Here is a 21,333-nt window from a genome sequence, read left to right as displayed (position 1 = left end):
CCAAATGATATGTCAAATTAAAACTGCGGTATGCTGGCGTCAGGAGACCGTTAGCGGACAGTGCAGTTAATGTAATTTTGCTGTTAATTTCGAAGGCTTTAAGGGACACCGGCCCCCAGTTGCAGGTACAATGACCGAATGCGTCGAGTGTGGGGCTGAGGTGTCCCTGCACGACGATCTGGAAGTGGGAGAGATCGTTGACTGTACCACGTGCGGAGCAGAGCTGGAAGTCGTCGACACCGAGCCGCCAGTCCTCGAGCGAGCCCCGGAGCTCGAAGAGGACTGGGGTGAGTGACCTTGCAAGTAGGAATACTCTATTCCCGGATCCGCAAGGACGAGAAGCTCCTCCTGAACGAGCTTCGCGAGCGCGACCACGAGATCGAGAAGATCGACGTCCGCAAGCAGACCTTCGACATCAGCGAGGCGCCCGAGGAGTTCGCGGACCTCGACATCGTCGTCGACCGCTGTCTCGCCACGAGCCGGAGCCTGTACGCCACGCAGTTCTTCGAGGCGTACGGCATCCCCGTGGTCAACAGCCACGAGACCGCGGACATCTGCGCCGATAAGGTGAAAAACAGCCTCGCACTCGAGAAGGCGGGCGTACCCACGCCCGCGACGAAGGTCGCCTTCACCAAGGAGACCGCGATGGAAGCCATCGAAGAGTTCGGCTATCCCTGCGTCCTCAAACCCGTCGTGGGCTCGTGGGGACGCCTGATGGCCAAGATCGACTCGAAGGACGCCGCGGAGGCGATCTTAGAGCACAAGGCGACGCTGGGCCACTACGAGCACAAGGTGTTCTACGTCCAGGAGTTCGTCGAGAAGCCCGGCCGCGACATTCGCGTGCTCGCGACCGACGGCGAACCCATCGCCGGCATGGTCCGATCCTCCGACCACTGGATCACCAACGCCGCCAAGGGTGCCGAGACGGACGTCTTCGAGCCCGACGAGGAGGCGAAAGCCCTCGTGAAGAAGGCCAGCGACGCCGTCGGCGGTGGCCTGCTGGGCATCGACCTGATGGAAACTGAGGACGGCTACACCGTCCACGAGGTCAACCACACGGTCGAATTCAAAGCCCTCGACGGCGCCGTCGAGACCGACGTCGCCGGCACCGTCGTCGACTGGCTCGAGTCGAAAGCCGACGCCGAGACCGAAGACGAACTCGAGGTGAGCGCCTGATGGCGGTCGGCACCGAGACCGGCGCCGACGCGAACGCCGAGACCGTCACCGCGACGGTCATCGGCGGCTCCGGCTTCACGGGCGGCGAACTGCTTCGCCTGCTCGCGGGCCACCCGAACTTCGAACTCACGGAGGTCACCAGCCGCTCGAAGGCCGGCAAGAGCGTCGGCTCCGTCCACCCGCCGCTCCGCGGGACGGACCTGCGTTTCACCGAACCGGAGGACCTCGAGAGCGTCGACGTCCTGTTCGCGGCGACGCCTCACGGCGTCTCCATGGGCCAGATCGACGAGTTCTTCGAGATCGCAGACACCGTCGTCGACCTCTCGGCGGACTTCCGCCTCGAGAGCGAGGAGCAGTACGACGAGTGGTACGACGGCCACGAGTCGCCCGAGTACCTAGAGAAGGCCGAGTACGCGCTCCCGGAGATAAACCGCGAGAACCTCAAGGGCGCGGGCCTGATCGCCGGCGGCGGCTGTAACGCCACTGCCACCATTCTGGGTCTGTACCCGCTGTTCGAGCACGACATCCTCGAGGGCGGCGAGCAGATCGTCGTCGACGTCAAAGTCGGCTCTTCCGAGGGAGGCGCCGGTGGCGGCGAGGCTTCCTCGCATCCCGAGCGCTCTGGCGTCGTCCGTCCGTACGCGCCGACTGGCCACCGCCACGAGGCCGAGATCGAGCAGTTCCTCGACACGAGCGTCTCCTTTACCTGCCACGCCGTGGATATGATCCGCGGCGCCAGCGCGACGAACCACGTCTTCCCCTCGGGGCCGGTCTCGAAGGGCGACCTGTGGCAGGCCTACCGCGCGTGTTACGAGGACGAGCCGTTCGTCCGGATGGCCGCCGGCGGCTCCGGTGTGTATCGGTATCCGGAGCCCAAATCGGTCGCCGGCACTAACCTCGCCGAGGTCGGCTTCGAACTCGACCCCTCGAACAAGCGCATCGTCGTCTTCTCGGCGATCGACAACATGATGAAGGGATCGGCCGGACAGGCCGTCCACGCGGCCAACATCGCGCTCGGTCTCGAGGAAACGGCCGGACTCGAGTTTACGGGGCTCCACCCCGTGGGGGCACCCTGAGATGACTACTGTCGTCAAAATCGGCGGCGCACGCGCCGTCGATCCCGAAGGAGCGCTCGCCGACGTCGCGAGCCTCGTCGAGGACGGCGAGGACGTCGTGCTGACGCACGGCGGTTCGACCGCCGTCGACGAGACCCTGGAGGACCTCGGGAAAGAGCCCACCTACGTCGAGACCCCCGGCGGCGTCGTCGGGCGCTTTACCGACGAGGAGACGATGGACGTCTTCAAGATGGTCATGCCCGGCAAGCTCAACACCGATCTGGTCGAGAGCCTGCACAACGAGGGCGTCGACGCCGTCGGCCTCTCCGGTACGGACGGCAAGCTGCTCGAGGGCAAGCGCAAGTCCGCCGTCCGCGTCAAAGAGGACGGCAAGAAGAAGATCAAGCGCGGCGACCACTCCGGCAAGATCGAGTCGGTCAACGCCGACCTGCTCGAGACGACCCTCGAGGGCGGCTACACGCCCGTCGTCTCCGTTCCCATGCTGGGCAAGGAGAAGTCCGGCGGCTACACGGCGGTCAACGCCGACGCCGACCGCGCCGCGGCCGCGATCGCGGGCGCGCTCGAGGCCGACCTCGTCGTCCTCACAGACGTCTCGGGGATCTACGAGGACCCCGACGACGAGTCCACCAAGATCGATTCGGCGTCGACCCCCGAGGAGTTCGAGGCCGTCAAGGACGCCGCGGAAGGGTTCATGACGAAGAAGGTCATGGCCTCCGAAGAAGCGCTCGAGGGCGGCGCCGCATCGGTGATCGTCGCGACCGCCAACGCCGACGAACCGATCTCGAGCGCGCTAGACGGTGAGGGCACGACCCTCGAGCCCGGCGTGTTAGATACCGACACGGAGGAAGTAACGCAATGAGCGATCTCGATTTCGTCTCCGGAAGCAAGCCGATCGGCATCGAGCGCGGCGAGGGAGTGTTTCTCTACACCGCCGACGGCACTGAGTACATCGACGCCGGCGCGAGTTTCGCGTGTACGCCGCTGGGCCACTCTCATCCCGCCGTCGTCGAGGCCGTCCAGGAGCAGGTCGGCGACCTGACGTTCGTCGACTCCTCCTACCCCGTCGAGGCGCGCGAGAACGCCTACGCCTCGTTCGTCGCGTCGACGCCGGACGGACTCGAGGGCGCCTGGTTCTGTAACTCCGGGACCGAAGCCAACGAGGCCGCTCTGAAGTTCGCCCGGTCGGCGACCGGCGAGTCGAAGATCGTCGCGGCGACCCGGTCGTTCCATGGACGAACGATGGGAGCACTCGCGGCTACCTGGAAAGACAAGTACAAGAAACCGTACGAGCCGCTGGCCGGCGACATCGAGTTCGTTCCCTACGGCGACGGCGACGAACTCGCCGACGCGGTCGACGACGAGACCGCGGCCGTGATCCTCGAGCCGATTCAGGGCGAGGGCGGGATCAACGTCCCGCCGGCGGGCTACCTCGAGACCGCCCGCGAACTCACCGACGAGGCCGGCGCGGCGCTCGTCCTCGACGAGGTCCAGACCGGCATGGGCCGGACGGGTTCGATGTGGGCCTGCCAGAACGCGGGCGTCACGCCCGATATCCTCACGACGGCGAAGGGACTTGGCAACGGCCTGCCCGTCGGCGCGGTCGCGGTGCAGGACTGGATCGCCGACGGCGCGGCCTCGCACAACGCCACGTTCAGCGGCGGCCCTGTCGTCGCCGCGGCGGTCCACGCGACCGTCTCGACGCTGGTCGAGGAGGAGCGGCCCGCTCACGCCGCCGAGATCGGCGACTACCTCATGACCGAACTCGAGTCCGCGCTGGGCGATTCGGTCCGCGAGGTCCGCGGCGAGGGCCTGCTCGTCGGCCTCGAGTTGAAACGCGGTGCGAACCGCGCGGCTCGCGATCTGGCGATGAACCACCAGGTACTGGCGCTTCCCGCGGGGCGGACCGTCCTGCGTCTGCTGCCGCCGCTCGTGATCGACGAGGCGGAGGCGGATCGACTCGTGAACGCGCTGACCGCGGTCGTCGCATCCGACACCGAATCATGAACGCGGACTCGAGCGAACCGACGGACGTGTCGGCTGCCGAGGCCCGCGAGTTGCTCATCGATCTCGTCTCGATCCCGTCGCCCACCCGCGAGGAACGCGAGGCGGCCAAGCGCCTCGTGGAATTCTTCGAGGTCCACGACCGGGAGGTCTGGATCGACGCGGTCGGGAACGTCCGCGCGCCGGCGGACGACGCCGTGTTGTTGACCTCGCACATCGACACCGTGCCGGGGGACATCCCCGTCGAGGTCGAAGAGTCCGGCGACGACGAGATCCTCTGGGGTCGCGGCAGCGTCGACGCGACGGGACCGCTCGCCGCGATGGCGGCCGCCGCCGTCCGCACCGGCGTCTCCTTCGTCGGCGTCGTCGGCGAGGAGGTCGACTCGAAGGGGTCGCGCTACCTGGTCGATGACCGCGAGGAGCAACCGGATGCCGTCGTCAACGGCGAACCCTCCGGTGCCGACGGGATCACGCTGGGGTATCGCGGCCTGATCGCCGGCACGTACGTCGCGACAAGCGAGTCCGGCCACACCTCCCGGCCGGACCCGAACGCGATCCAACACGCCGTCCGCTGGTGGTCGGCCGTCGAGGAGTACTTCGAGGGCGACGAGTACGAACCGGTCTTCGAGCAGGTGACGACCAAGCCGGTCGACATCGAGGGCGGCGTCAGCGACGACGGCCTCTCCGTCGAGGCGACGATGGACGTCCAGTTGCGCGTGCCGCCGGCGCTCGACGTCGGAGCCGTCCGCGAAGCCACGGAGGCCGAACTCGAGGTCGGGACCGTGACCTGGAAGGACAAGGTCCCGCCGGTGATGATGAGCCCGCGGACGGAGGTCGCACGGGCGTTTCGCGTCGCCATCCGCAAGGAAGGCGGCGATCCCCGCTTGGTGCGAAAGACAGGCACGAGCGACATGAACATCTACGCCGGGGCCTGGGACTGCCCGATGGTCACCTACGGGCCGGGCGACTCGGACCTCGATCACGCGCCCGACGAACGACTGCCGCTGTCGGAGTTTGACCAGTCGGTGTCGGTCCTCGAGCGCGTCGCGCGGACGCTCAGTGAGCAATAGTCGTTTTACAGATCATACCATGACAACAGCAACGAACGAGACGGAGCCGAGACACTTCCTCGACGTCGACGACGTCACGCCGGCCGAACTAGACGCCATCCTCGAGCGTGCGGCGGAGTACAAACGCGCTCAGCACGCCGGCGAGGACCACGAGGACCTCGAGGGCCAGACGCTGGGAATGATCTTCCAGAAGCCGAGCACCCGCACCCGCGTCTCCTTCGAGACGGGGATGACCCAGCTGGGCGGCCACGCCGTCTTCCTCGGCGAGGACGACATCCAGCTGGGACGGGGCGAACCGCTGAAGGACACCTCGCGAACCCTCTCGCGGTACGTCGACGCGGTGATGGCCCGAGTGTTCAAACACGGAAACATGGAGGTGTTAGCGGAGTACTCCTCCGTGCCGGTCGTCAACGGACTCACCGACGATGCCCACCCCTGCCAGACGCTCGCCGATCTGCTGACGATCCGCGAGCAGGAGGGCGGCTTCGAAGACGTCTCCGCGGCCTGGATCGGCGACGGCAACAACGTCGCCCAGTCGTTCGCGGTCGGCGCCGCGCTGACCGATATCGACCTGACGGTCGCGACGCCGGAGGGGTACGGTATCGACGACGCGGTGCTCGAGCGCGCCCGCGACCTCGGCGGCGACCCGACGACGACCCACGACCCCGTCGAGGCCGCCACGGACGCCGATATCATCTACACGGACGTCTGGATCAGCATGGGCCAGGAGGACGAACGCGACGTCCGGATGAACGACTTCGAGGGGTTCCAGATCAGCGCGGACCTCCTCGAGCACACCGCCGACGCCTCGGTGATGCACTGTCTGCCCGCCCACCGCGGCGAGGAGATCACCGACGACGTCATCGAGAGCGACCGCTCGGTCGTTTTCGACCAGGCCGAGAACCGGCTCCACGCTCAGAAGGCGTTACTGAGTTGGCTGCTCGAGTAAGCGACCGAACGCGAACATCGTGAGCGTTCGGAATTTTTGGTCTCTCGCTGACCGTCGCTTCACTTCGTTCAGCGAGAGATTCGTTCTCGCTGATAGGTTTTTCCGAGTGGTTCGACCGAACGAAGTGAGGAAGGACCCGGACAAAAAGGTGATCGGCACCGTGTTCGAACCCGCCCGCTCGCGTTACCGCGCGAGCAGCGAGTACGTGACGCCGAGGATGAGGCCGTACGCGGCGTGACCGACGAGGCTCTCGACGGCGACGTTAGGGACGGCTGGCGCCATTCCGAACCCGACCGCCGAGAGCCAGATCGGCATGACGACGACGGCGAGGACCGCCCAAACCGCGATGCCGTAGACCAAACCGGCGACGAGGGCCGAACCCGCGCCGAGATGGGATCGGCCCGCCGCAACCAGCAGCGCCGCGAAGACGACACCGAGGACGGCCCCGTGGGAAACGTGGAGTATCGTCCCCGCGAGCCCGCCCTCGAGACCGTACATGGCCGGAATCGCGGCCTCGAGGACGGCGGGCGTCTGCATCGCCATCATCGCCCCGAAGACGACGGCACCGAGGATACCGCCGACGGTTCCCGCTTGCCACGGAGCGAGTGCGGTCGTCGTCCGTTCGTCGGTTCGAGTCGCCGTTTCTTGACTCATGTCCGATCGTAGGGCATGGGTGTGTGTATCAGTACCTCGGTCGTGTATCGGCCACGCATACCCGTGATCACATCACTGACGGCGGGAAAAGGCTCTTTGAAGTGGTCCGCACAGTGGCGGACGATGCCCGATCCGCTGCGGATCGACGCCGGGGAGTGCACGGCCGACGAGATCATAACCGCGATTCGGGACGGTCGGCGAGTCGTGGTGACGACGACAATTCTCGACGCTGAACACGAGGTGACGTTGCGGTACGACGGCTCGGTGTTCTACTGCGACACGCCGACGCGGCTGCACCGACACGAGAGCGAACGCGAGATGCGAGCCTGTATTCGGAAGATGGGATACGGAGCGGTCGAGGACGCGTGAACGCGGTCCAGCGACTATTTTCACCTCGTCGGTCGTACGGACCGATATGACCGACCGTTCCCAGCACCGCCTCGGGGAGTTGATGGAGCAGTCCGACCCGCCGTTCGAGGAAGTGATGAGCTGCGTATTCGGAATCGAGAATCACGAGACGCGAACGTATCTCGTCCTCCGTCAACGGCCGGGTAGCACGATCGACGAACTGGCCGACGCGCTCGAGCGCGACCGGAGCACGGTCACTCGATCGCTGTCGACGTTGCGCGACCGGGGGCTCGTTCGGCGCGACAGACGATTGCTCGACGGCGGCGGCTACGTCTACCAGTTTACCGCGGTCCCCGTTCCCGAGACGAAGGCGATGCTCCACGAGGCGTTGGACGCGTGGGCGGCGACGGTACACGAGGTGATCGACGAGTTCGACGGCGCGCCGCCGTGAACCCGCTGCCGAATCCACTTACTTTTTCCCCGTCGCCTCCCTCTCGAGGGACAATGAGTCTCAGCCTCTCCGCTGATCAGCCGGCCGTCCCGGACGACGCCGACGACGGCGTCTGGCTCGAGTGTATCGAGTGCGGCGAGACGTTCGCGCCCTTCGACGACGTCCGTTACACCTGCGACGACTGCGACAGCCTGCTCGAGGTCCGCTACGCCGACCTCCCGACGTTCGACGACTTCGAGGGCGAGGGTGTCTGGCGCTACGCCGACGCCCTGCCCTTCGAATCGGGCGTCTCGATCCAGGAAGGTGCGACGCCGCTGTACGAGGTGCCCCGACTCGAGGAGTCGATCGGCGTCGAGGCCCTGCGAATCAAACACGAGGGAATGAATCCGACCGGCTCGTTCAAGGACCGCGGCATGACCGTCGGCGTCAAGGTCGCGAAGGAACTCGGCGTCGGCCGCCTCGCCTGTGCGTCGACGGGCAACACGAGCGCCGCGCTGGCCGCCTACGGCTCCCGCGGCGGGATGGAGACGCTCGTGCTCCTCCCCGCGGGGAAGGTCGCGGCGGGCAAGATCGCCCAGGCCAGCCTCCACGGCGCCCGCATTCTCGAGGTCGACGGCAACTTCGATGCCTGCCTCGACATCGTCCAAGAGCTCGCGGGACAGGGCGAGGCCTATCTGCTGAACTCGCTGAACCCCTTCCGGCTGGAGGGCCAGAAGACGATCGGCCTCGAGATCCTCGAGGGCTTCCTCGCGGACTACGACACCGTGCCGGACCGGATCGTCCTGCCGGTCGGCAACGCCGGCAACACTTCGGCGCTGTACAAGGCCTTCCGCGAACTCGTCCAGGCGGGCGAACTCGACGAGGACGACGTCCCCAAGCTGACCGGCGTCCAGGCCGAGGGCGCGGCGCCGATGGTCGAGGCCGTCGAGAACGGCGCCGACGAGGTCCGGCGCTGGGAGGACGTCGAGACGCGAGCGACCGCGATCCGGATCGGCAACCCCGTCAACGCGCCGAAGGCCCTGCCCGGCATCCGCGAGACGGGCGGCACCGCCGTCGCGGTCTCCGACGAGGAGATCACCGAAGCTCAGCGAGATCTGGCGGGCGAAGGAATCGGTGTCGAACCCGCCTCCGCCGCCTCAGTTGCCGGGCTCCGAAAGCTCCGCGCGGAAGGGATCGTCGACGACGACGAGCGCGTCGCCTGTCTCACGACCGGCCACCTGCTCAAGGACCCCGACGCCGCCGCCGCGGCGGGGAGCGACCCGGAACCCGTGCCGGCCGACACGGACGGCGTGCTCGAGCACCTGCAGGACTGAGACGGCCACGGGTCAGACGGACGCGAGTCAGACGGCAGGACGACGCGCGTCGGACGCGTCTGACGGCCGACTGACTGAGGTTTTTCCCCGACGAAATCGAATCGAACGGCGACCCATGTCCGCCGACCGCCAGGGTACTGACCCTACACCCCCTCCCATCGACTCGAGCGACCAGCGACCGTCCGTTCCGCTTGCCGCTCGTATCGAACGGACGCAACTCGAACTACGGGTCGCCGCCCTCGAGGACGCACTCGAGGCGAGCGAGCGACGCCGGCAGGCGGTGATCGATCGATACGAACGCCTCCTAGAGGACCGCGCGGCGACCGACGGGAGTTCGGTATCCGACGGCCGGCTTCCCGCTCTAGTCGAGCGCTTCCGTGACTCGTAGCAGTATCGTATCGACCGAACGTCGCGGCGATCGGCCGACCGCGAACTGAGATTTTCTTGATAGGACAGATCGTCGTTAATTACCTTCGAAATTCCAGTGTTTTAAGTACCATGGTCTGACTAACTAATTTCGCAGAAGGAAATTACCAATGGTGAACACGGATTCAGCTCCCGTCTGTCCCGAATGTGATGGGAGATTGCGGACTCGAGGTACCGAAACGATCTGTGAGGAGTGCGGTCTCGTCTCGTCGGAGGATGCGATCGATCGCGGCCCCGAATGGCGCTCGTTCGACGGCGAGGAGACCGATCAACGGCGGACGGGCGCGCCCCTGACCCGCTCGCGACACGATCGCGGACTCTCCACGAAAATCGGCTACGGCTCCGGTTCGAGCGGCAAGTACAGCGCCCGATTAACCGGACGGAAACGACGCCAGATCGCCCGACTGCGGCGCGAACACAATCGAGCGCGGATCTCCTCGAAAGCCGACCGGAACCAGGTCTACGGCTTCACCGAGATTCGCCGGATCAACACCCATCTCTCGCTGCCGGAATCAACTAGAGAACAGTCGTGTGCGCTCTTCGAGTCGGCTCAGTCAGAAGGGCTCCTCCAGGGTCGATCGCTCGAGGGATTCGCCGCCGCTGCAGTGTATGCGACCTGTCGAACGCGCTCGAACGCACGGACGATCGACGAAATCACCGACGTCGCCCGCGCCGACGAGGACGAACTCACCGTCGCCTACGACGCGCTCAATCGCGAACTCGGCCTCCCGACGGGGCCGATCGATCCGACGCAGTACCTGCCGCGGTACGCCTCGCAACTCGACCTCGAGACGGCGATCGAGAACCGGGCGCGCGAGTACGTCGACACGCTCCTCGAGGAGGGGCTGATCGGCGGCCGCAACCCGAGTGGGGTCGCCGCGGCGTGTCTCTACAAGGCCGCCGGCGAACGCGCGGAGTGGCCGACGATCACGCAGGCCGACGCGGCCACCGTCGCCGACGTCGCGCCGGTGACGATCCGTTCGACGGTGATGAATCTCAGAGAACTCTGAAGCGGCGGCCAGCGGTGTGTCGAACGCAATTCGACGACAGAATGCAGACGCCGATCGGCGACGTCACGTCGTTCGGAGGGTGTCCGTACTCGGCTCGTAGACCTCGCCTTTCTGCTTGAGTTTCTCGATCTCGTGTTCGGCCTTGGACTGATCCATGCCGACCTCCTCGGCCCGTTCCATGACGATGTCGACCGGCGCGCCGTCGTCGTACTCCTCCTCGATGTCGCTGATCAGCTGTTTCAAGTTCTTGATCCGGTCGCGCTGGGACTTCGAGGTCCCGGCCTCGACGATGTCCGCGTCGAACTCGCCCGTCTCCGGATCGACGCCGATGTCCTGGAGACACGAGCGGACGATCTCGATGACGCGGTTCGCGTCCGACTCCTCGACCGTGTCCGAGAGGCGCACGCGGGCGCTGGCCTCCGAGAGGCGGACGAGTGCCTCGAGCTTTCGCGCCGTGACGGGAACGGGAGCGTCCTCGTCGGTCCCCTTCGCGCGCAGGTCCACGTAGAAGTCTCGGATCGCGTTCCGGGCTGCCTCGGTCATCCGCGGGTGGCAGTTCTGCTTCGCGTAGGCAATGTACTTGCGCAGCAGTTCGGCGTCGATCTCGGGGTCGACCTGATCGGTCATTTCGTCGATCTCCTCGGCACTCACGTCCAGCGAAGTCATCTCCTCGCGCTGGGTGGTCAACTCGCCGGCGTAGTTCGTAGTGATGATGTGCTCCGCGAGGTTGCGGTCTTTCTCCTCGTCGGGCTGGTCGGTGACCGTGAAGATCAGGTCGAATCGGGAGATGAGCGCCGGCTCTAAGTCAATCTGCTCGCCGATCGGCTCGTACTGATCGAACCGGCCGTACTTCGGGTTTGCCGCGCCGAGCAGCGAACAGCGGGACTTGAGGGTGGCGTTGATACCGGCCTTCGAGACCGAGATCTTCTGTTGCTCCAAGGCCTCGTGCATGGCAGAGCGGTCTTCCGCGCGCATTTTGTCGAGTTCGTCGATCGCAGCGATCCCCTGGTCGGCGAGGACGAGCGCACCGGCCTCGAGGGTCCACTGCTGGCCGTCGCCGAAGTCGTCGCGGACGGCGGCTGCAGTAAGTCCCGCCGAGGAGGACCCTTTCCCGGAGGTGTAGACGGCTCGGGGCGCGATGTTCTGGATGTAGCTCAGCATCTGCGACTTACCCGTACCGGGGTCCCCGATAAGGAGCATGTGCAGGTCCCCGCGGATCCTCGAGCCGTCGGGCAACTGCTTGGTCACGCCCGAGAATAACTGCAGAATCATCGCGAGTTTCTCCTGATCGTAGCCGTAGATCGAGGGCGCGATGGAGGCGACCATCTGCTCGTAGACGTCGTCCTGATTCGAGATATCGTAGATCGCCTTCTTGTCCTCGTCGGTGATGTCCATGTCCTCGAACTGCTCTTCGTCGATGTCCACGGACATCCCCTCCATGTAGAAGTCGAAGACGGGGGACTTCTCCTGCTGGTCGCCCTGTTGCTCGAGGCGGAGGACGCCGGTCGCGGAGACGTGATCGCCGGGCGTGACTTCGCCGGTGATGTCGTCCTCGACGTGGACGTCGAGCGACTGGGGCGTCTCGCCGCCCCGCAGTCCCTCGGGACTCTCCTGGATGCGGAGCTTCTGGGAGTCGACGAACTCGGACTGGTCGAAGTTCACGCGGAACGGACCCTGTCGCTCACAGCCCTGACACTCGTGGGGTTCCTGAAAGTCGCCGCTCGATTGGGGAACGCGAGTCAGGGTGCCACAGAGCTGGCACTCGAAGGCGGCTTCCTCGATTTTGGGGCGGACGTCGGTCGCTTTCCGGACGATGCCCCGGGCCTCCACGAGCGAGTTCATATCGCGAGCGCGGATCTCCCGGATCTCGGGAGATTCGGTCTCCGGGAGGTTGTGGATTCGGACGTGGGCCTGTCCGAGGCTGACGTCGATCGGGAGGTCGTACAGTCGCAGCGCCTCCTCGGCGTAGCGCTGGAGCTGTTCGGGCTGGGCGAGGAAGTCGTCCGCGAGATCGGGGTCGTAGCGATAGAGGTCCTGCCAGTCGATGTGAAGCGAGCGCTGCTCGTTCGGATACTGCTGCGCAAGCTGCTTGATCTCGTTATCGTAGTAGTTGCGGAAGAACTGCTCGAACGAGTCGACGAGTTCAGAATTGCCCGCTTGCGCCATTGCACTCTCGTAGGGGCGCCAGCCGGTATAAATGGTAGCAAAGCAGGGCGGAACTGAACCGCGGCCGATCCGTGACGGCTGGGGTCGCTGACCGCGGACCGGTGCCGTCGCTCGGCTCGAGATCGCAGTCGGCGTCAAAACCGGACGGATCGATGCCGGGCCACGACGAACCGTCCGTTCGCCGCTCTCGTCGCCGGCGGTCGCCGGCGATGCACACGCCGTGTCCTGGTTCCCAGTCAGGTCACGTGGCCACACTGCGTATTTGGTCCGCTCGAGTATGTATGTACGGCCAAGCTATTTTGGGGCATTCGGTGACCGTCAGGGACTAGAGACTGTCGCCGCGCTCAGGTGGCGTCGCCGAGATCGTCGGAGGCGACGCCCAGCGTCGCGATCGCGCGGAAGGCCTCCTCGACGGTGACGTCAACGTCGTAGACGTGTTCGGCGGGCATGTGCATAATGAATCCGTTCGTCGTCGGATTAGGTGCCAGCGGAACCATGATCGTCACCATCGGCCCGTTCTCGACCTGCGTCTCGATTTCCGGGGGCGTCTGAGCCGTCAGAAAGCCCAGCATGTAGGCGTCTCGATGGGGGAACTCGACGAGTTTGACGTCCTGAAACTGGTCCGTGTCGTCGTCGACCAGCAGTTTGCTGGCTCGCCGAACGCTCTCGTAGATCGTGCTCACGCCCGGAATAGTCTCCATGGTCGCGTGGACGCGTTGGGAGATCGCCTTGCCGGGCGTGTACTCGGCGACGATACCGACCAGCAGAAAGAAGGCGAACAGCGAGACCATCATGGCCAACTGGACGACCGCCTCCGGCGGCTCGTTCGGCCAGACGAACATCACGCCGCGGACGATCGGCGAGAGCATCCCCAGAACGAAATCCACGACGAGGATCAACGCCAGTATGGTAATCACCAGCGGGATCGTCAGCGCGGTCCCGTTGATGAGCCAGCGTTTGAGACGGGCCGTGACGCCGCCACCCGATTTCGACATTGGTCTCGAGTGATGCGACCCGCTGGGGAAGCCGTTCGGCTTGCATGGACAGTCGCGTCAACTGAATAGTCGACGCGGCAAGCAAATCGAGCGACCGGAGCGAGAATCACAATAAACCCTTTGGGCAGCCTCGAGTGGTGTGGCCTCGAACAACCGTTATCCGTCGGGTAGACGTGCGTAGTGTCGTATGTCCGGAGCCGAACGACCGACGCGACGGGCGGTGCTCGCGGCCGTTGGAACCGGCGCCACGACGACCGGCGTCGTCGGGGGCGACGACGCTCCGCGGGTGACCGACGGCGGCTACGATGTAGACTCGGATCGGATCCACATCCGGATTCGCGACTGCTACACGGCGACGATACAGACGCAGAATCCGGACGCCGAAGTCGTCACCGCCGGGCTCTACTTCCGCGAGACCGATCGCTACGACTTCCACCAGACGCGGGTCGAGTTCCCGTACGAACTCGACCTCCGGGAGTTCGACTGGGCGCGCGAGCAGGGCGCGGTGCTCACGGACGTTACCGTCGAGGACATCGACTTCACCGCGCTCGCCGAGAAATCCGTTCCCGAGGATTGGGGCTGTGAGGAGAGCGATGTCGATCACGACCGCGACTGCTCCGACGACGCCTGAGGAGTCCGTCTTCGCTCGGTCGTAACTGGACGAGGCCAGTGAGTCCCGTTCCAGGGCTCGCCTCGAGTCGAACCGATACTCCACGGATGAGTCACACCGTAGTCACAAACGGGGTACGGGCCGTGCAGGTCGCGTCCCACGCGTCGCCCACCACCGTCGAAGCCGGCGTCGGAGGCGCTCGAGGTGCGATTCGCGTCGGTAGCTGACGGTCATCGATCGGACGCTCCGCGTTCCCGTCTCGTCGGTGACGTCCAGGATATCCGCGTCCACGAACGTATCGACGTCCAGTCGAAACTCGCTTCGCCGACCGTCGTCGGTCTCGACGATCCGTCCCGGGGCTTGACTCACTCCCGGCCACGCACTCTCCTCGTTGGTGCTGATAGTGGTCAACAGTCGGACGTCCGGATCGGTGCGAACGACCGCTACAGTCGCGTCGTCGGGCGCCGGCGGTAGCGTGACGAACGACTCAGTATCCGAAAGCAAGCGGACGGGTCGCTCGTCGTCGGAATCGGGGTCGCGAATCGATTCGGACTTCATGTGTGGGTTGTCAACAAACAACACTAAATACTCACCGCCCATCAGTAGGCGTTCGCCGGCAGCCAGTGGTGAGCCCGGAAAGTAGCCGACCCGTATACCGCGATTGTCCATCGTGCAAGCTCAATGGTTTGACTGTCGAAAACGAAGGTTCTGCGGCGTTCTCAGAGAGCGTCTTCGGGGCACTCTTCGATGACTGGCTCGTCATCGGAGTCGTCCGATGTGTCACCGGCCGAGTCATCGGTCGCTGGCTCAGGTTCGAACAGTCCCTCTTCCACTAGGTTCGTGACTAACCGTGTGTGCCAGTGAATGCGCGTCTCGAGGTCGGGGCCGCGCGAGAGGGTTTCGATGAGAAACGACTGCGCGTTCAGATCTCGAGCGGCCTTATGGACGAGCAACCCGCTCGGTTCGTTTTCCGGTTTGGAAAAGGTATCAGTCTCGAACTCGAGCCCCGGTTTATCGACGTGGTTTCGGTTCACGGCGTCGGCAGCCTGCTCGGCATCGGTGGCGGTCTCGGTACTGTTCGAGTGGAAGATCGCCTGTCCAACGCCGTCGACGGGGCCGCCGGCGTAGATGCCGATCGACTCGTGGAGGTCGATGACCACGTCGGGATCGTAGTTGTCGACGACGGTCCAGAGTTCTCTGGCGAGGTCTGTCGTTGGCTCCTCGCCTTCGGGGAACTGACGGTTGAGATCGACGCCATCCTCCCCCGTGCGCGTCCGCTGCTCGACAGCATCGGCGTTCGCGTAGGGGATCGTTACGAGCGTGCCGGCATCGATTTCCCACTCAGCAATGGCGCTCGCCGCCTCGTATCCCGCAACCTCGTTGCCGTGTACTCCGCCAACGACCAGCACGGTCGGTCCGTCGGCGGCTGCAACCGTCCGGTACACCGTCGTTTCGTGGTCAGTGCCGTCGAGAATTTGCTGTGAGTCTCTCGTAAGGTCGCTGTCGGATTCTGCGTTCGAATTAGCACCAGCGACGCCGGCGAGTGCACAACTGGCTGCGGCTGTCAACAGTGTTCGTCGGGATGGTTGCAATGGTCCCATGTGATCGATACCTCGGAGAAACAGATCATTATTATCGTCCTGATAGCGCGTTGCACCCTGTTCGGCCGGTGAAATTGATCTCTTTCCCGGGTACGTGAACGTACGCCCGACAGGTCGGGAGATACGCGATCTCGAGTCGCCGTTTCGCTGCTTGAAATTTCAACCGACACGTATGTAGTGAGTGAGACTATCCCGAGACCATCGCTAACTCGATTGTAAGTATAACCGTGTGAGTCGGAGAACGGCGATAGGCAACGGATCCAAAACACGGAGGGATACTCACCCTCGCAGACTCGAACCGACCGCAGTAGCGAACCGGAGACGGCGTCGACTCGAGGCGAAGGAGCCGTGAAACGGGACTGGTCGCCGCTACCGGATTCGCGTGCGGCCAACACTGACTCATCCGCCGCGGTCTCCGCCGATTGCACGCCGCGAAACCGCCGGTACTACGCTTCGGAGGCTGACGGCGTGGTACTGCAGACGGCGCCGGCGATTCGATGAAAATCCGCTCAGACACTACCCGAAACACATGACATTCGAAACAACTCGAGAAACGCGATGGACCGTACTCGCCGCAGTGATGATCGTGTCGATGGTCGCTCTGTCGACAGTCGCTGCGGGCGCAGCAACCGCGGCCGCTGCAAACGCCGACGACGGTGCTGATACTGACCTCGAGGTGACAGTCGATGCACCGGATTCGGTCGCGACGACTGAAGCGAGCACGTTCGACGTCACCGTGACTACCGCCGATGGCGAGCCAGCCGAGACTGACGTCGTCTTCGAGATCAATGGAGAAGAGATTCAGGAGGAAGTGACTGCCAGCACCGACGACACGGGGTCTGTCACCTTCACTGCTGAAGGGATTGCCCTCCCCGAAGGTGACTACGAGTGGACAGTCACTGCCGGTGACGAGGAACGTTCAGGGACACTCACTGTTACCGATACCGCGGACGACGGTGCTACCAACGAGACTGGTGCTACCGACACCGAGGCTGCTGACGACGACACCGAGGCCGCAGGCAACGACACGACTGCTTCGGAGAACGACACTGCTACCGACGATACTGCTGTTGACAACGACACCGAGGTCGCGGGCAACGACACGACTACTTCGGAGAACGACACTGCTGCTGACAACGACACCGAGCCCGCTGACAACGACACGACTACTTCGGAGAACGACGGTGCTACCGACGATACTGCTGCTGACAACGACACCGAGTCCGCTGACAACGACAGCGAAACCGAGGAGGACGAATCAGTTCCCGGCTTCGGCATCGGCGGTGCACTCTCTGCCGTGCTTGCGGGAACGTTGCTGTTAGCCCGTCAGCGTAGCTAGGCACCCAACGACCGGGATTCAGCACCTTTTGTCGTTTTCATCGGACGTCGTTGAGTAGTAGATGCCAGAGTCGGGTTCTGAGAAGATACGTCGCCGACCGGTCCGGAGAACATCGCTTGCGTCTCGGCACTCAGTTCCGACTGTTCGGTATCTCCTTGATGGTCTCCCGTCGCAGCAGCCAGCTGTTCTTCACGAAGCGAGATTTGGCCGTTGGATCGACCGCTTTGGCCGTGCACATCGTGCACGACCGGTTCCGGGGGAACGTCATGGCTGACACCTCCCGTCCTCGAGCGCGGGGCACAACTGATCATCACGTAGTATGCAACACTCACAGAACTCGCAGACCGGTGGCTCGAGTTCGACGGTACGGCACACCACAACTATGCCCCGTTAGACGTAGTGAAACGGTTGTGTCGCTAACTGTTTCAGCGAAAATCGTTTTAAGAGGATGGGATCGCCCGGATTTGAACCACGCCCGAGAACCTGCTCACTTCGTTCGCAGAACCTCGGTCTACCACAAATCCGGGCTCTTTCAATAGCTACCGCTCGCGGATTTGCGAGCGGCAGCAATATGGGATCGCCCGGATTTGAACCGGGGTCACGGGCACCCAAGGCCCGAAGTATACCAAGCTAACCCACGATCCCGTACTCCCTCCTAAAAGGTGCAGGTCATAAAGGGTTTCGTTACCGGCCGAACGGTTTTGGCGGTCGACGTGATACCGCCGCGTGCATGACTGGTCTCGAAATCCTCGTCTTGATTGCGGTCCTCGTGGGCGTGCTGGTCGCAGCAGTGCTCGTCCGCGCGCTCGCTCCCTTCATCGTCAACGCGGTCGCGGGACTCGTGGTGTTGTTCCTCAGCCACGTCGTCTTCGGCCTCTCGATCGCCGTCACCCCTGTAGTGCTCGTGATCGTCGGCCTCGGTGGGATTCTCGGCGCGGCTGCAGTAATCCTGTTCGCGCTGTTCGGTGTCGCCTTCGTTCCGTAATCGCTATCGCCACCCCCTGGCGACCCCCCAGTCGCCGGCCCCGACCACGACCGAGCCGTCAGTTCCCCAAGATCCGCGCGATATCCTCGTCGGTCGCTTCGGTCGACGGCTCGACGGCGAACTCGAGTTCGCTGTCGGAGTCGTCGGTCCCGTCGGTCCACGCCGCCAGCAGCTCGGCGACGTCCTCGTCGGTCGCTTCCGGCAGCGAGTCCTCGCTGCCCGCCTCGGCGACGACCGCGTCGAAGATCTCCCCGAACGTCGAGACGACGCGGTCGTCGTGGCGCGTCGGATCGAAGTGGAAGTGCGCGTACGCGTCGACGCTCGAGAGCCGATTGGTCAACACGTGCACGAACTGGAAGACGTCTTTCGGCGGCGTCGACCGGAGCAGGGCGTCCAGCGAGTCGAAACAGACCGTGAGTCGCTCGTCGGACCAGTGTTTACAGAACCGACTGACGGCGACACCGATGGCGGAGAGATCGGTCGGATCGCGAACCGCGTCGACGACGACCCGCTGGTCGAAGTCGCGGGCCGACTCGGCGGCGTCCTCGATCAGGACGTCACCGACCGTCAGGAGGCCGACCTTCCCCGTCACTTCGTCCGGGTCCGGACGATCCGGCCGGTTGTCCGCGAACGAAACCCTGAGGTCTGCCGTCGCGCCGGTGTCGTGGCAGAGATCCGGACAGACGGCCGGCTCGCAGTGTTTCTCGTGAACGAGCAAGACGTTTGCCGGCGGATCGATCACGGAAGGGGTAGCTGGCTCCATTGGTCTCTCCGGGCTGGTCCCCGGCGCTACTCGTACCTCGGACGACGCACTCTTTACCGTTCCGGCCGCTGATACGTTCGGCAAAAGCGTTCCGGCCGACTCGTGCGAACTTGAAATGCAGGTCGGCTCGAGGGCGATTACAGGTCGTCGTCGCGCAACTCGAGGTCGGCGATCAGTTCGTAGGGATGAGCGTCCTTCCGGATGCCGTCCAGCAGGGCGAACGCCTCGCCGGGATCGAGGAAGTGCTGGGTGACCACCTGTCCCAGTGGCGTGGGTTCGAAGCCGTCGATGAAGTCGTACTCGAGGAGTTTGCCGACGGCGTGTTTGGTGGGCACGTCGCCGAGCATGCGGTCGTTGAGCGCCTTGGCGGCCTTGCCGCCGACGGTGACGTTCGCCAGCGTCTCCTCGACGGCGGCGGCCTCATCGTAGTGGGTCATCACCGACTCCATGTCGCCCTTGAGGAGTTTGAACGCGACCTCGTCCTCGGTCATCTCCATCGAGTTGTGATAGGAGCAGTCGGGTTCGACCAGCACGTACACCGTCCCCTTGTCGTGGTAGTCGGGCCGGCCCGCGCGGCCGAGCATCTGGTGGAACTCCTGGACGGAGAGCCACTCGATCCCCATCGCCAGCGAGTCGAAGACCACCTGCGAGGCCGGGAAGTCGACCCCCGCGGCCAGCGCCGCGGTCGTGACGACCGCCGAGAGCTCCTGCTCGCCGAACTGACGTTCGACCTTCTTCCGGCGCTTGTAGTCCAGCCCGGCGTGGTAGGGGGCGGCCGAGTAGTCCAGCTTTCGGCTGATCTCGTGACACCGTCGGCGGGAGTTCGTGAAGATGATCGTCTGGCCCCGATACCCTTTCGAGGACTCCGTGTCGAACTCCCGTCTGACCAGCTTGTTCTCGATGCGGACCTTCTCTTGGCCGTCGGCGAATGTGACGTGGCGCTCGATAGGCACCGGGCGCTCCTCGAACTCGATGAGCTTCGACTCGAGGGCCGTCGCGAGCTGTTCGGGGTTGCCGACGGTCGCCGAGAGGTAGACCCACTGGGCGCCGCCGTAGTCGTCCCGTCGCTTCGCGCGCTGTTCGCAGGTGTACTTCAGTCTGGAAATGAGGCCGTCCAGCCGGTGGCCACGTTCTTCCTCCTTTAAGGTGTGGACCTCGTCGATGACGACGGTCCCGATGTCGCCCATATCCTTGCCCGTCCGGAGGGCGTGGTCGATCCCCTCGTAGGTACCGACGATGACGTCGGCGTTCGGATCGAACTGGTTGCCGTTGTCCGAAATGCGGCTCGCGCCGACCCGGATGGAGACGTCGACGAGGTGGCCGTACTCGTCCTGGAAGTCCTCGTACTTCTGGTTCGCGAGCGCGACGAGGGGGACGAGAAAGAGCATCTTCCCCTTGCCGTTTAACACGCGGTTGATCCCGGTCATCTCGCCGACCAGCGTCTTCCCGGTCGCCGTCGCCGAGACGACCATCTGGTCGTCGCCGTCGAACAGGCCGTGGTCGACGGCGAGGCTCTGGACCGGCAACAGCGTCTCGAACCGGTCCTCGAGCAGGTTCTGCAGTCCCGGATGCAGGTTCAGCGAGTCCACTCGGACGGGGTCGACCTCGTCGGTCGTCGCCGAGATGGTATCGAACTTCGTTAGGTCGGGGTCTAACTGCCCCTGCAGCAGGTTGACGATCCGCTCTAAGTCCTGAACTTCGAGCATGAGGTCCTCGAGGCGGTCCTTCGCGGCGGCCGTCACCTCGCCGCTGCCCGAGTAGGTGAGCTGGCGCTCGAGTTCTTGACGGGCGCAGTCACGACAAATCCAGTCGTTGTCGTCCTTGACGGCGGTCTCGGTCGTGATCGGTGAGTACCGCCCCGCGGAGGCGCAGTAGCGACAGGTCCGGACGGTCTTGGACTTGTCTTCGAGCTGGTAGCCCTCGAGCATCTCCCGCAGTTCGCGTCGCTTCTCGGGGGCGGTCTGCTCGGAGATGCGGATCCGCCCGGCTCGCCGGGCGAGTTCGACGAACTCGTCGGGCTGGCGTGGCTCCTCGCTCGAGCCCTGCTTCAGCCGGAACTTCGCGGGACGGGGGCCCGCCGACGTCTCGGAGAGTCCGAGCTTCGCCCGGAACAGCCGCTTTCCGTCGCGCTCGACGACGATGAGATAATCGTCACCGGTCGCGTGACAAAAGATCGTTTCGACCTCCTGGACCTGCTTCGACACGAGTGGCCGTATGGCGGGACGGTATTTCAGCGGTTCGGACTGCACCGAACTCGAGCGCGAACCGTGGAAGCGACAACCACTGTCGGTTTCGGTGCGCCCCGACGAACGGCGACGACGTATCCGTTCGTACCGACGACGAGCGGACTATAGCCGTACATATCACTCATAGTGAGTTACACGTATACCTGATAGAATT

Annotated in this window: 22 protein-coding genes and 1 tRNA gene; 15 read left to right on the top strand and 8 right to left on the bottom strand. The window is 64.5% G+C overall.

Annotation, left to right across the window (positions count from 1 at the left end):
* Window positions 1–130: 130 nt before the first annotated feature.
* The 7 genes from lysW to argF are packed head-to-tail and all read left to right on the top strand — an operon-like array spanning window position 131 to window position 6,272.
* Window positions 131–295: a lysine biosynthesis protein LysW gene (gene lysW / locus HTUR_RS01615; protein ID WP_005554620.1), complete on the top strand. Its 165-nt coding sequence runs from the start codon at window positions 131–133 to the stop codon at window positions 293–295.
* A complete protein-coding gene (gene lysX / locus HTUR_RS01610; protein WP_012941554.1) occupies window positions 292–1,176 on the top strand; it encodes a lysine biosynthesis protein LysX in 885 nt (294 codons plus the stop codon). Before lysW ends, lysX begins: the two co-directional genes overlap by 4 nt.
* Window positions 1,176–2,252 (top strand): N-acetyl-gamma-glutamyl-phosphate reductase, encoded by a 1,077-nt coding sequence (gene argC / locus HTUR_RS01605; protein ID WP_012941553.1) that lies wholly within the window; start codon window positions 1,176–1,178, stop codon window positions 2,250–2,252. Before lysX ends, argC begins: the two co-directional genes overlap by 1 nt.
* Window position 2,253: 1 nt before the next feature.
* Window positions 2,254–3,111, top strand: a complete 858-nt coding sequence (locus tag HTUR_RS01600; protein WP_012941552.1) for an acetylglutamate/acetylaminoadipate kinase — start codon at window positions 2,254–2,256, stop codon at window positions 3,109–3,111.
* Window positions 3,108–4,256, top strand: coding sequence for an aspartate aminotransferase family protein (locus HTUR_RS01595; protein WP_012941551.1), 1,149 nt, complete (start codon window positions 3,108–3,110; stop codon window positions 4,254–4,256). The genes HTUR_RS01600 and HTUR_RS01595 overlap by 4 nt, the downstream gene beginning before the upstream one ends.
* A complete protein-coding gene (locus HTUR_RS01590) occupies window positions 4,253–5,323 on the top strand; it encodes a [LysW]-lysine hydrolase (protein WP_012941550.1) in 1,071 nt (356 codons plus the stop codon). Before HTUR_RS01595 ends, HTUR_RS01590 begins: the two co-directional genes overlap by 4 nt.
* Window positions 5,324–5,342: 19 nt before the next feature.
* The gene (argF, locus tag HTUR_RS01585) at window positions 5,343–6,272 is read left to right on the top strand and encodes an ornithine carbamoyltransferase (RefSeq protein WP_012941549.1); all 930 of its coding nucleotides are present in this window, start codon (window positions 5,343–5,345) and stop codon (window positions 6,270–6,272) included.
* 183 nt (window positions 6,273–6,455) lie between these two features.
* On the opposite strand, the gene HTUR_RS01580 is transcribed toward argF, so the two are convergent.
* Window positions 6,456–6,926 (bottom strand): hypothetical protein, encoded by a 471-nt coding sequence (locus HTUR_RS01580; protein ID WP_012941548.1) that lies wholly within the window; start codon window positions 6,924–6,926, stop codon window positions 6,456–6,458.
* 123 nt (window positions 6,927–7,049) lie between these two features.
* Between HTUR_RS01580 and HTUR_RS01575 the strand changes: the two genes are divergently transcribed.
* From HTUR_RS01575 to HTUR_RS01555, 5 genes are all read left to right on the top strand, one after another.
* On the top strand, window positions 7,050–7,295 hold the full coding sequence (locus tag HTUR_RS01575) for a hypothetical protein (RefSeq protein ID WP_012941547.1): 246 nt from the start codon (window positions 7,050–7,052) through the stop codon (window positions 7,293–7,295).
* Between the two features lie 46 nt (window positions 7,296–7,341).
* A complete protein-coding gene (locus HTUR_RS01570) occupies window positions 7,342–7,725 on the top strand; it encodes a helix-turn-helix domain-containing protein (protein ID WP_012941546.1) in 384 nt (127 codons plus the stop codon).
* A 53-nt stretch (window positions 7,726–7,778) separates the two neighbouring features.
* On the top strand, window positions 7,779–9,038 hold the full coding sequence (gene thrC, locus HTUR_RS01565; RefSeq protein ID WP_012941545.1) for a threonine synthase: 1,260 nt from the start codon (window positions 7,779–7,781) through the stop codon (window positions 9,036–9,038).
* A gap of 115 nt (window positions 9,039–9,153) precedes the next feature.
* Entirely contained in the window at window positions 9,154–9,426 is a 273-nt protein-coding gene (locus tag HTUR_RS01560) for a hypothetical protein (RefSeq protein ID WP_012941544.1), read from the top strand.
* Between the two features lie 148 nt (window positions 9,427–9,574).
* A complete protein-coding gene (locus HTUR_RS01555; protein ID WP_012941543.1) occupies window positions 9,575–10,474 on the top strand; it encodes a transcription initiation factor IIB in 900 nt (299 codons plus the stop codon).
* Window positions 10,475–10,537: 63 nt separating this feature from the next.
* On the opposite strand, the gene HTUR_RS01550 is transcribed toward HTUR_RS01555, so the two are convergent.
* Window positions 10,538–12,640, bottom strand: coding sequence for a minichromosome maintenance protein MCM (locus HTUR_RS01550; protein WP_012941542.1), 2,103 nt, complete (start codon window positions 12,638–12,640; stop codon window positions 10,538–10,540).
* Window positions 12,641–12,984: 344 nt separating this feature from the next.
* Window positions 12,985–13,635, bottom strand: a complete 651-nt coding sequence (locus tag HTUR_RS01545) for a DUF502 domain-containing protein (RefSeq protein ID WP_012941541.1) — start codon at window positions 13,633–13,635, stop codon at window positions 12,985–12,987.
* Window positions 13,636–13,822: 187 nt separating this feature from the next.
* Between HTUR_RS01545 and HTUR_RS01540 the strand changes: the two genes are divergently transcribed.
* Entirely contained in the window at window positions 13,823–14,266 is a 444-nt protein-coding gene (locus tag HTUR_RS01540) for a hypothetical protein (RefSeq protein ID WP_012941540.1), read from the top strand.
* A 102-nt stretch (window positions 14,267–14,368) separates the two neighbouring features.
* Here HTUR_RS01540 and HTUR_RS01535 read toward each other — a convergent pair whose 3' ends face one another.
* Together HTUR_RS01535 and HTUR_RS01530 are read right to left on the bottom strand one after the other, a co-directional pair.
* Entirely contained in the window at window positions 14,369–14,803 is a 435-nt protein-coding gene (locus HTUR_RS01535; RefSeq protein WP_148225315.1) for a hypothetical protein, read from the bottom strand.
* Window positions 14,804–14,964: 161 nt separating this feature from the next.
* Window positions 14,965–15,690 (bottom strand): succinylglutamate desuccinylase/aspartoacylase domain-containing protein, encoded by a 726-nt coding sequence (locus HTUR_RS01530; protein ID WP_226377467.1) that lies wholly within the window; start codon window positions 15,688–15,690, stop codon window positions 14,965–14,967.
* 685 nt (window positions 15,691–16,375) lie between these two features.
* Here HTUR_RS01530 and HTUR_RS01525 point away from each other — a divergent pair.
* A complete protein-coding gene (locus tag HTUR_RS01525) occupies window positions 16,376–17,185 on the top strand; it encodes a PGF-CTERM sorting domain-containing protein (RefSeq protein WP_226377466.1) in 810 nt (269 codons plus the stop codon).
* Window positions 17,186–17,757: 572 nt separating this feature from the next.
* Here the strand turns inward: HTUR_RS01525 and HTUR_RS01520 are convergent.
* Window positions 17,758–17,830: transfer RNA gene (locus tag HTUR_RS01520), tRNA-Pro, on the bottom strand.
* An 85-nt stretch (window positions 17,831–17,915) separates the two neighbouring features.
* Between HTUR_RS01520 and HTUR_RS01515 the strand changes: the two genes are divergently transcribed.
* Window positions 17,916–18,170 (top strand): hypothetical protein, encoded by a 255-nt coding sequence (locus HTUR_RS01515; RefSeq protein ID WP_012941536.1) that lies wholly within the window; start codon window positions 17,916–17,918, stop codon window positions 18,168–18,170.
* A 58-nt stretch (window positions 18,171–18,228) separates the two neighbouring features.
* Here HTUR_RS01515 and HTUR_RS01510 read toward each other — a convergent pair whose 3' ends face one another.
* Both HTUR_RS01510 and HTUR_RS01505 read right to left on the bottom strand, forming a co-directional pair.
* Window positions 18,229–18,933: a DUF7504 family protein gene (locus tag HTUR_RS01510; RefSeq protein ID WP_012941535.1), complete on the bottom strand. Its 705-nt coding sequence runs from the start codon at window positions 18,931–18,933 to the stop codon at window positions 18,229–18,231.
* Between the two features lie 137 nt (window positions 18,934–19,070).
* The gene (locus HTUR_RS01505) at window positions 19,071–21,137 is read right to left on the bottom strand and encodes a DEAD/DEAH box helicase (RefSeq protein WP_012941534.1); all 2,067 of its coding nucleotides are present in this window, start codon (window positions 21,135–21,137) and stop codon (window positions 19,071–19,073) included.
* Window positions 21,138–21,333 lie beyond the last annotated feature (196 nt).

It is taken from the genome of Haloterrigena turkmenica DSM 5511, assembly GCF_000025325.1.
Taxonomy (GTDB): Archaea; Halobacteriota; Halobacteria; order Halobacteriales; family Natrialbaceae; genus Haloterrigena; species Haloterrigena turkmenica.
Note: the sequence above shows the minus strand (reverse complement) of the source record. Positions and strands in the feature narration are given on the sequence as shown.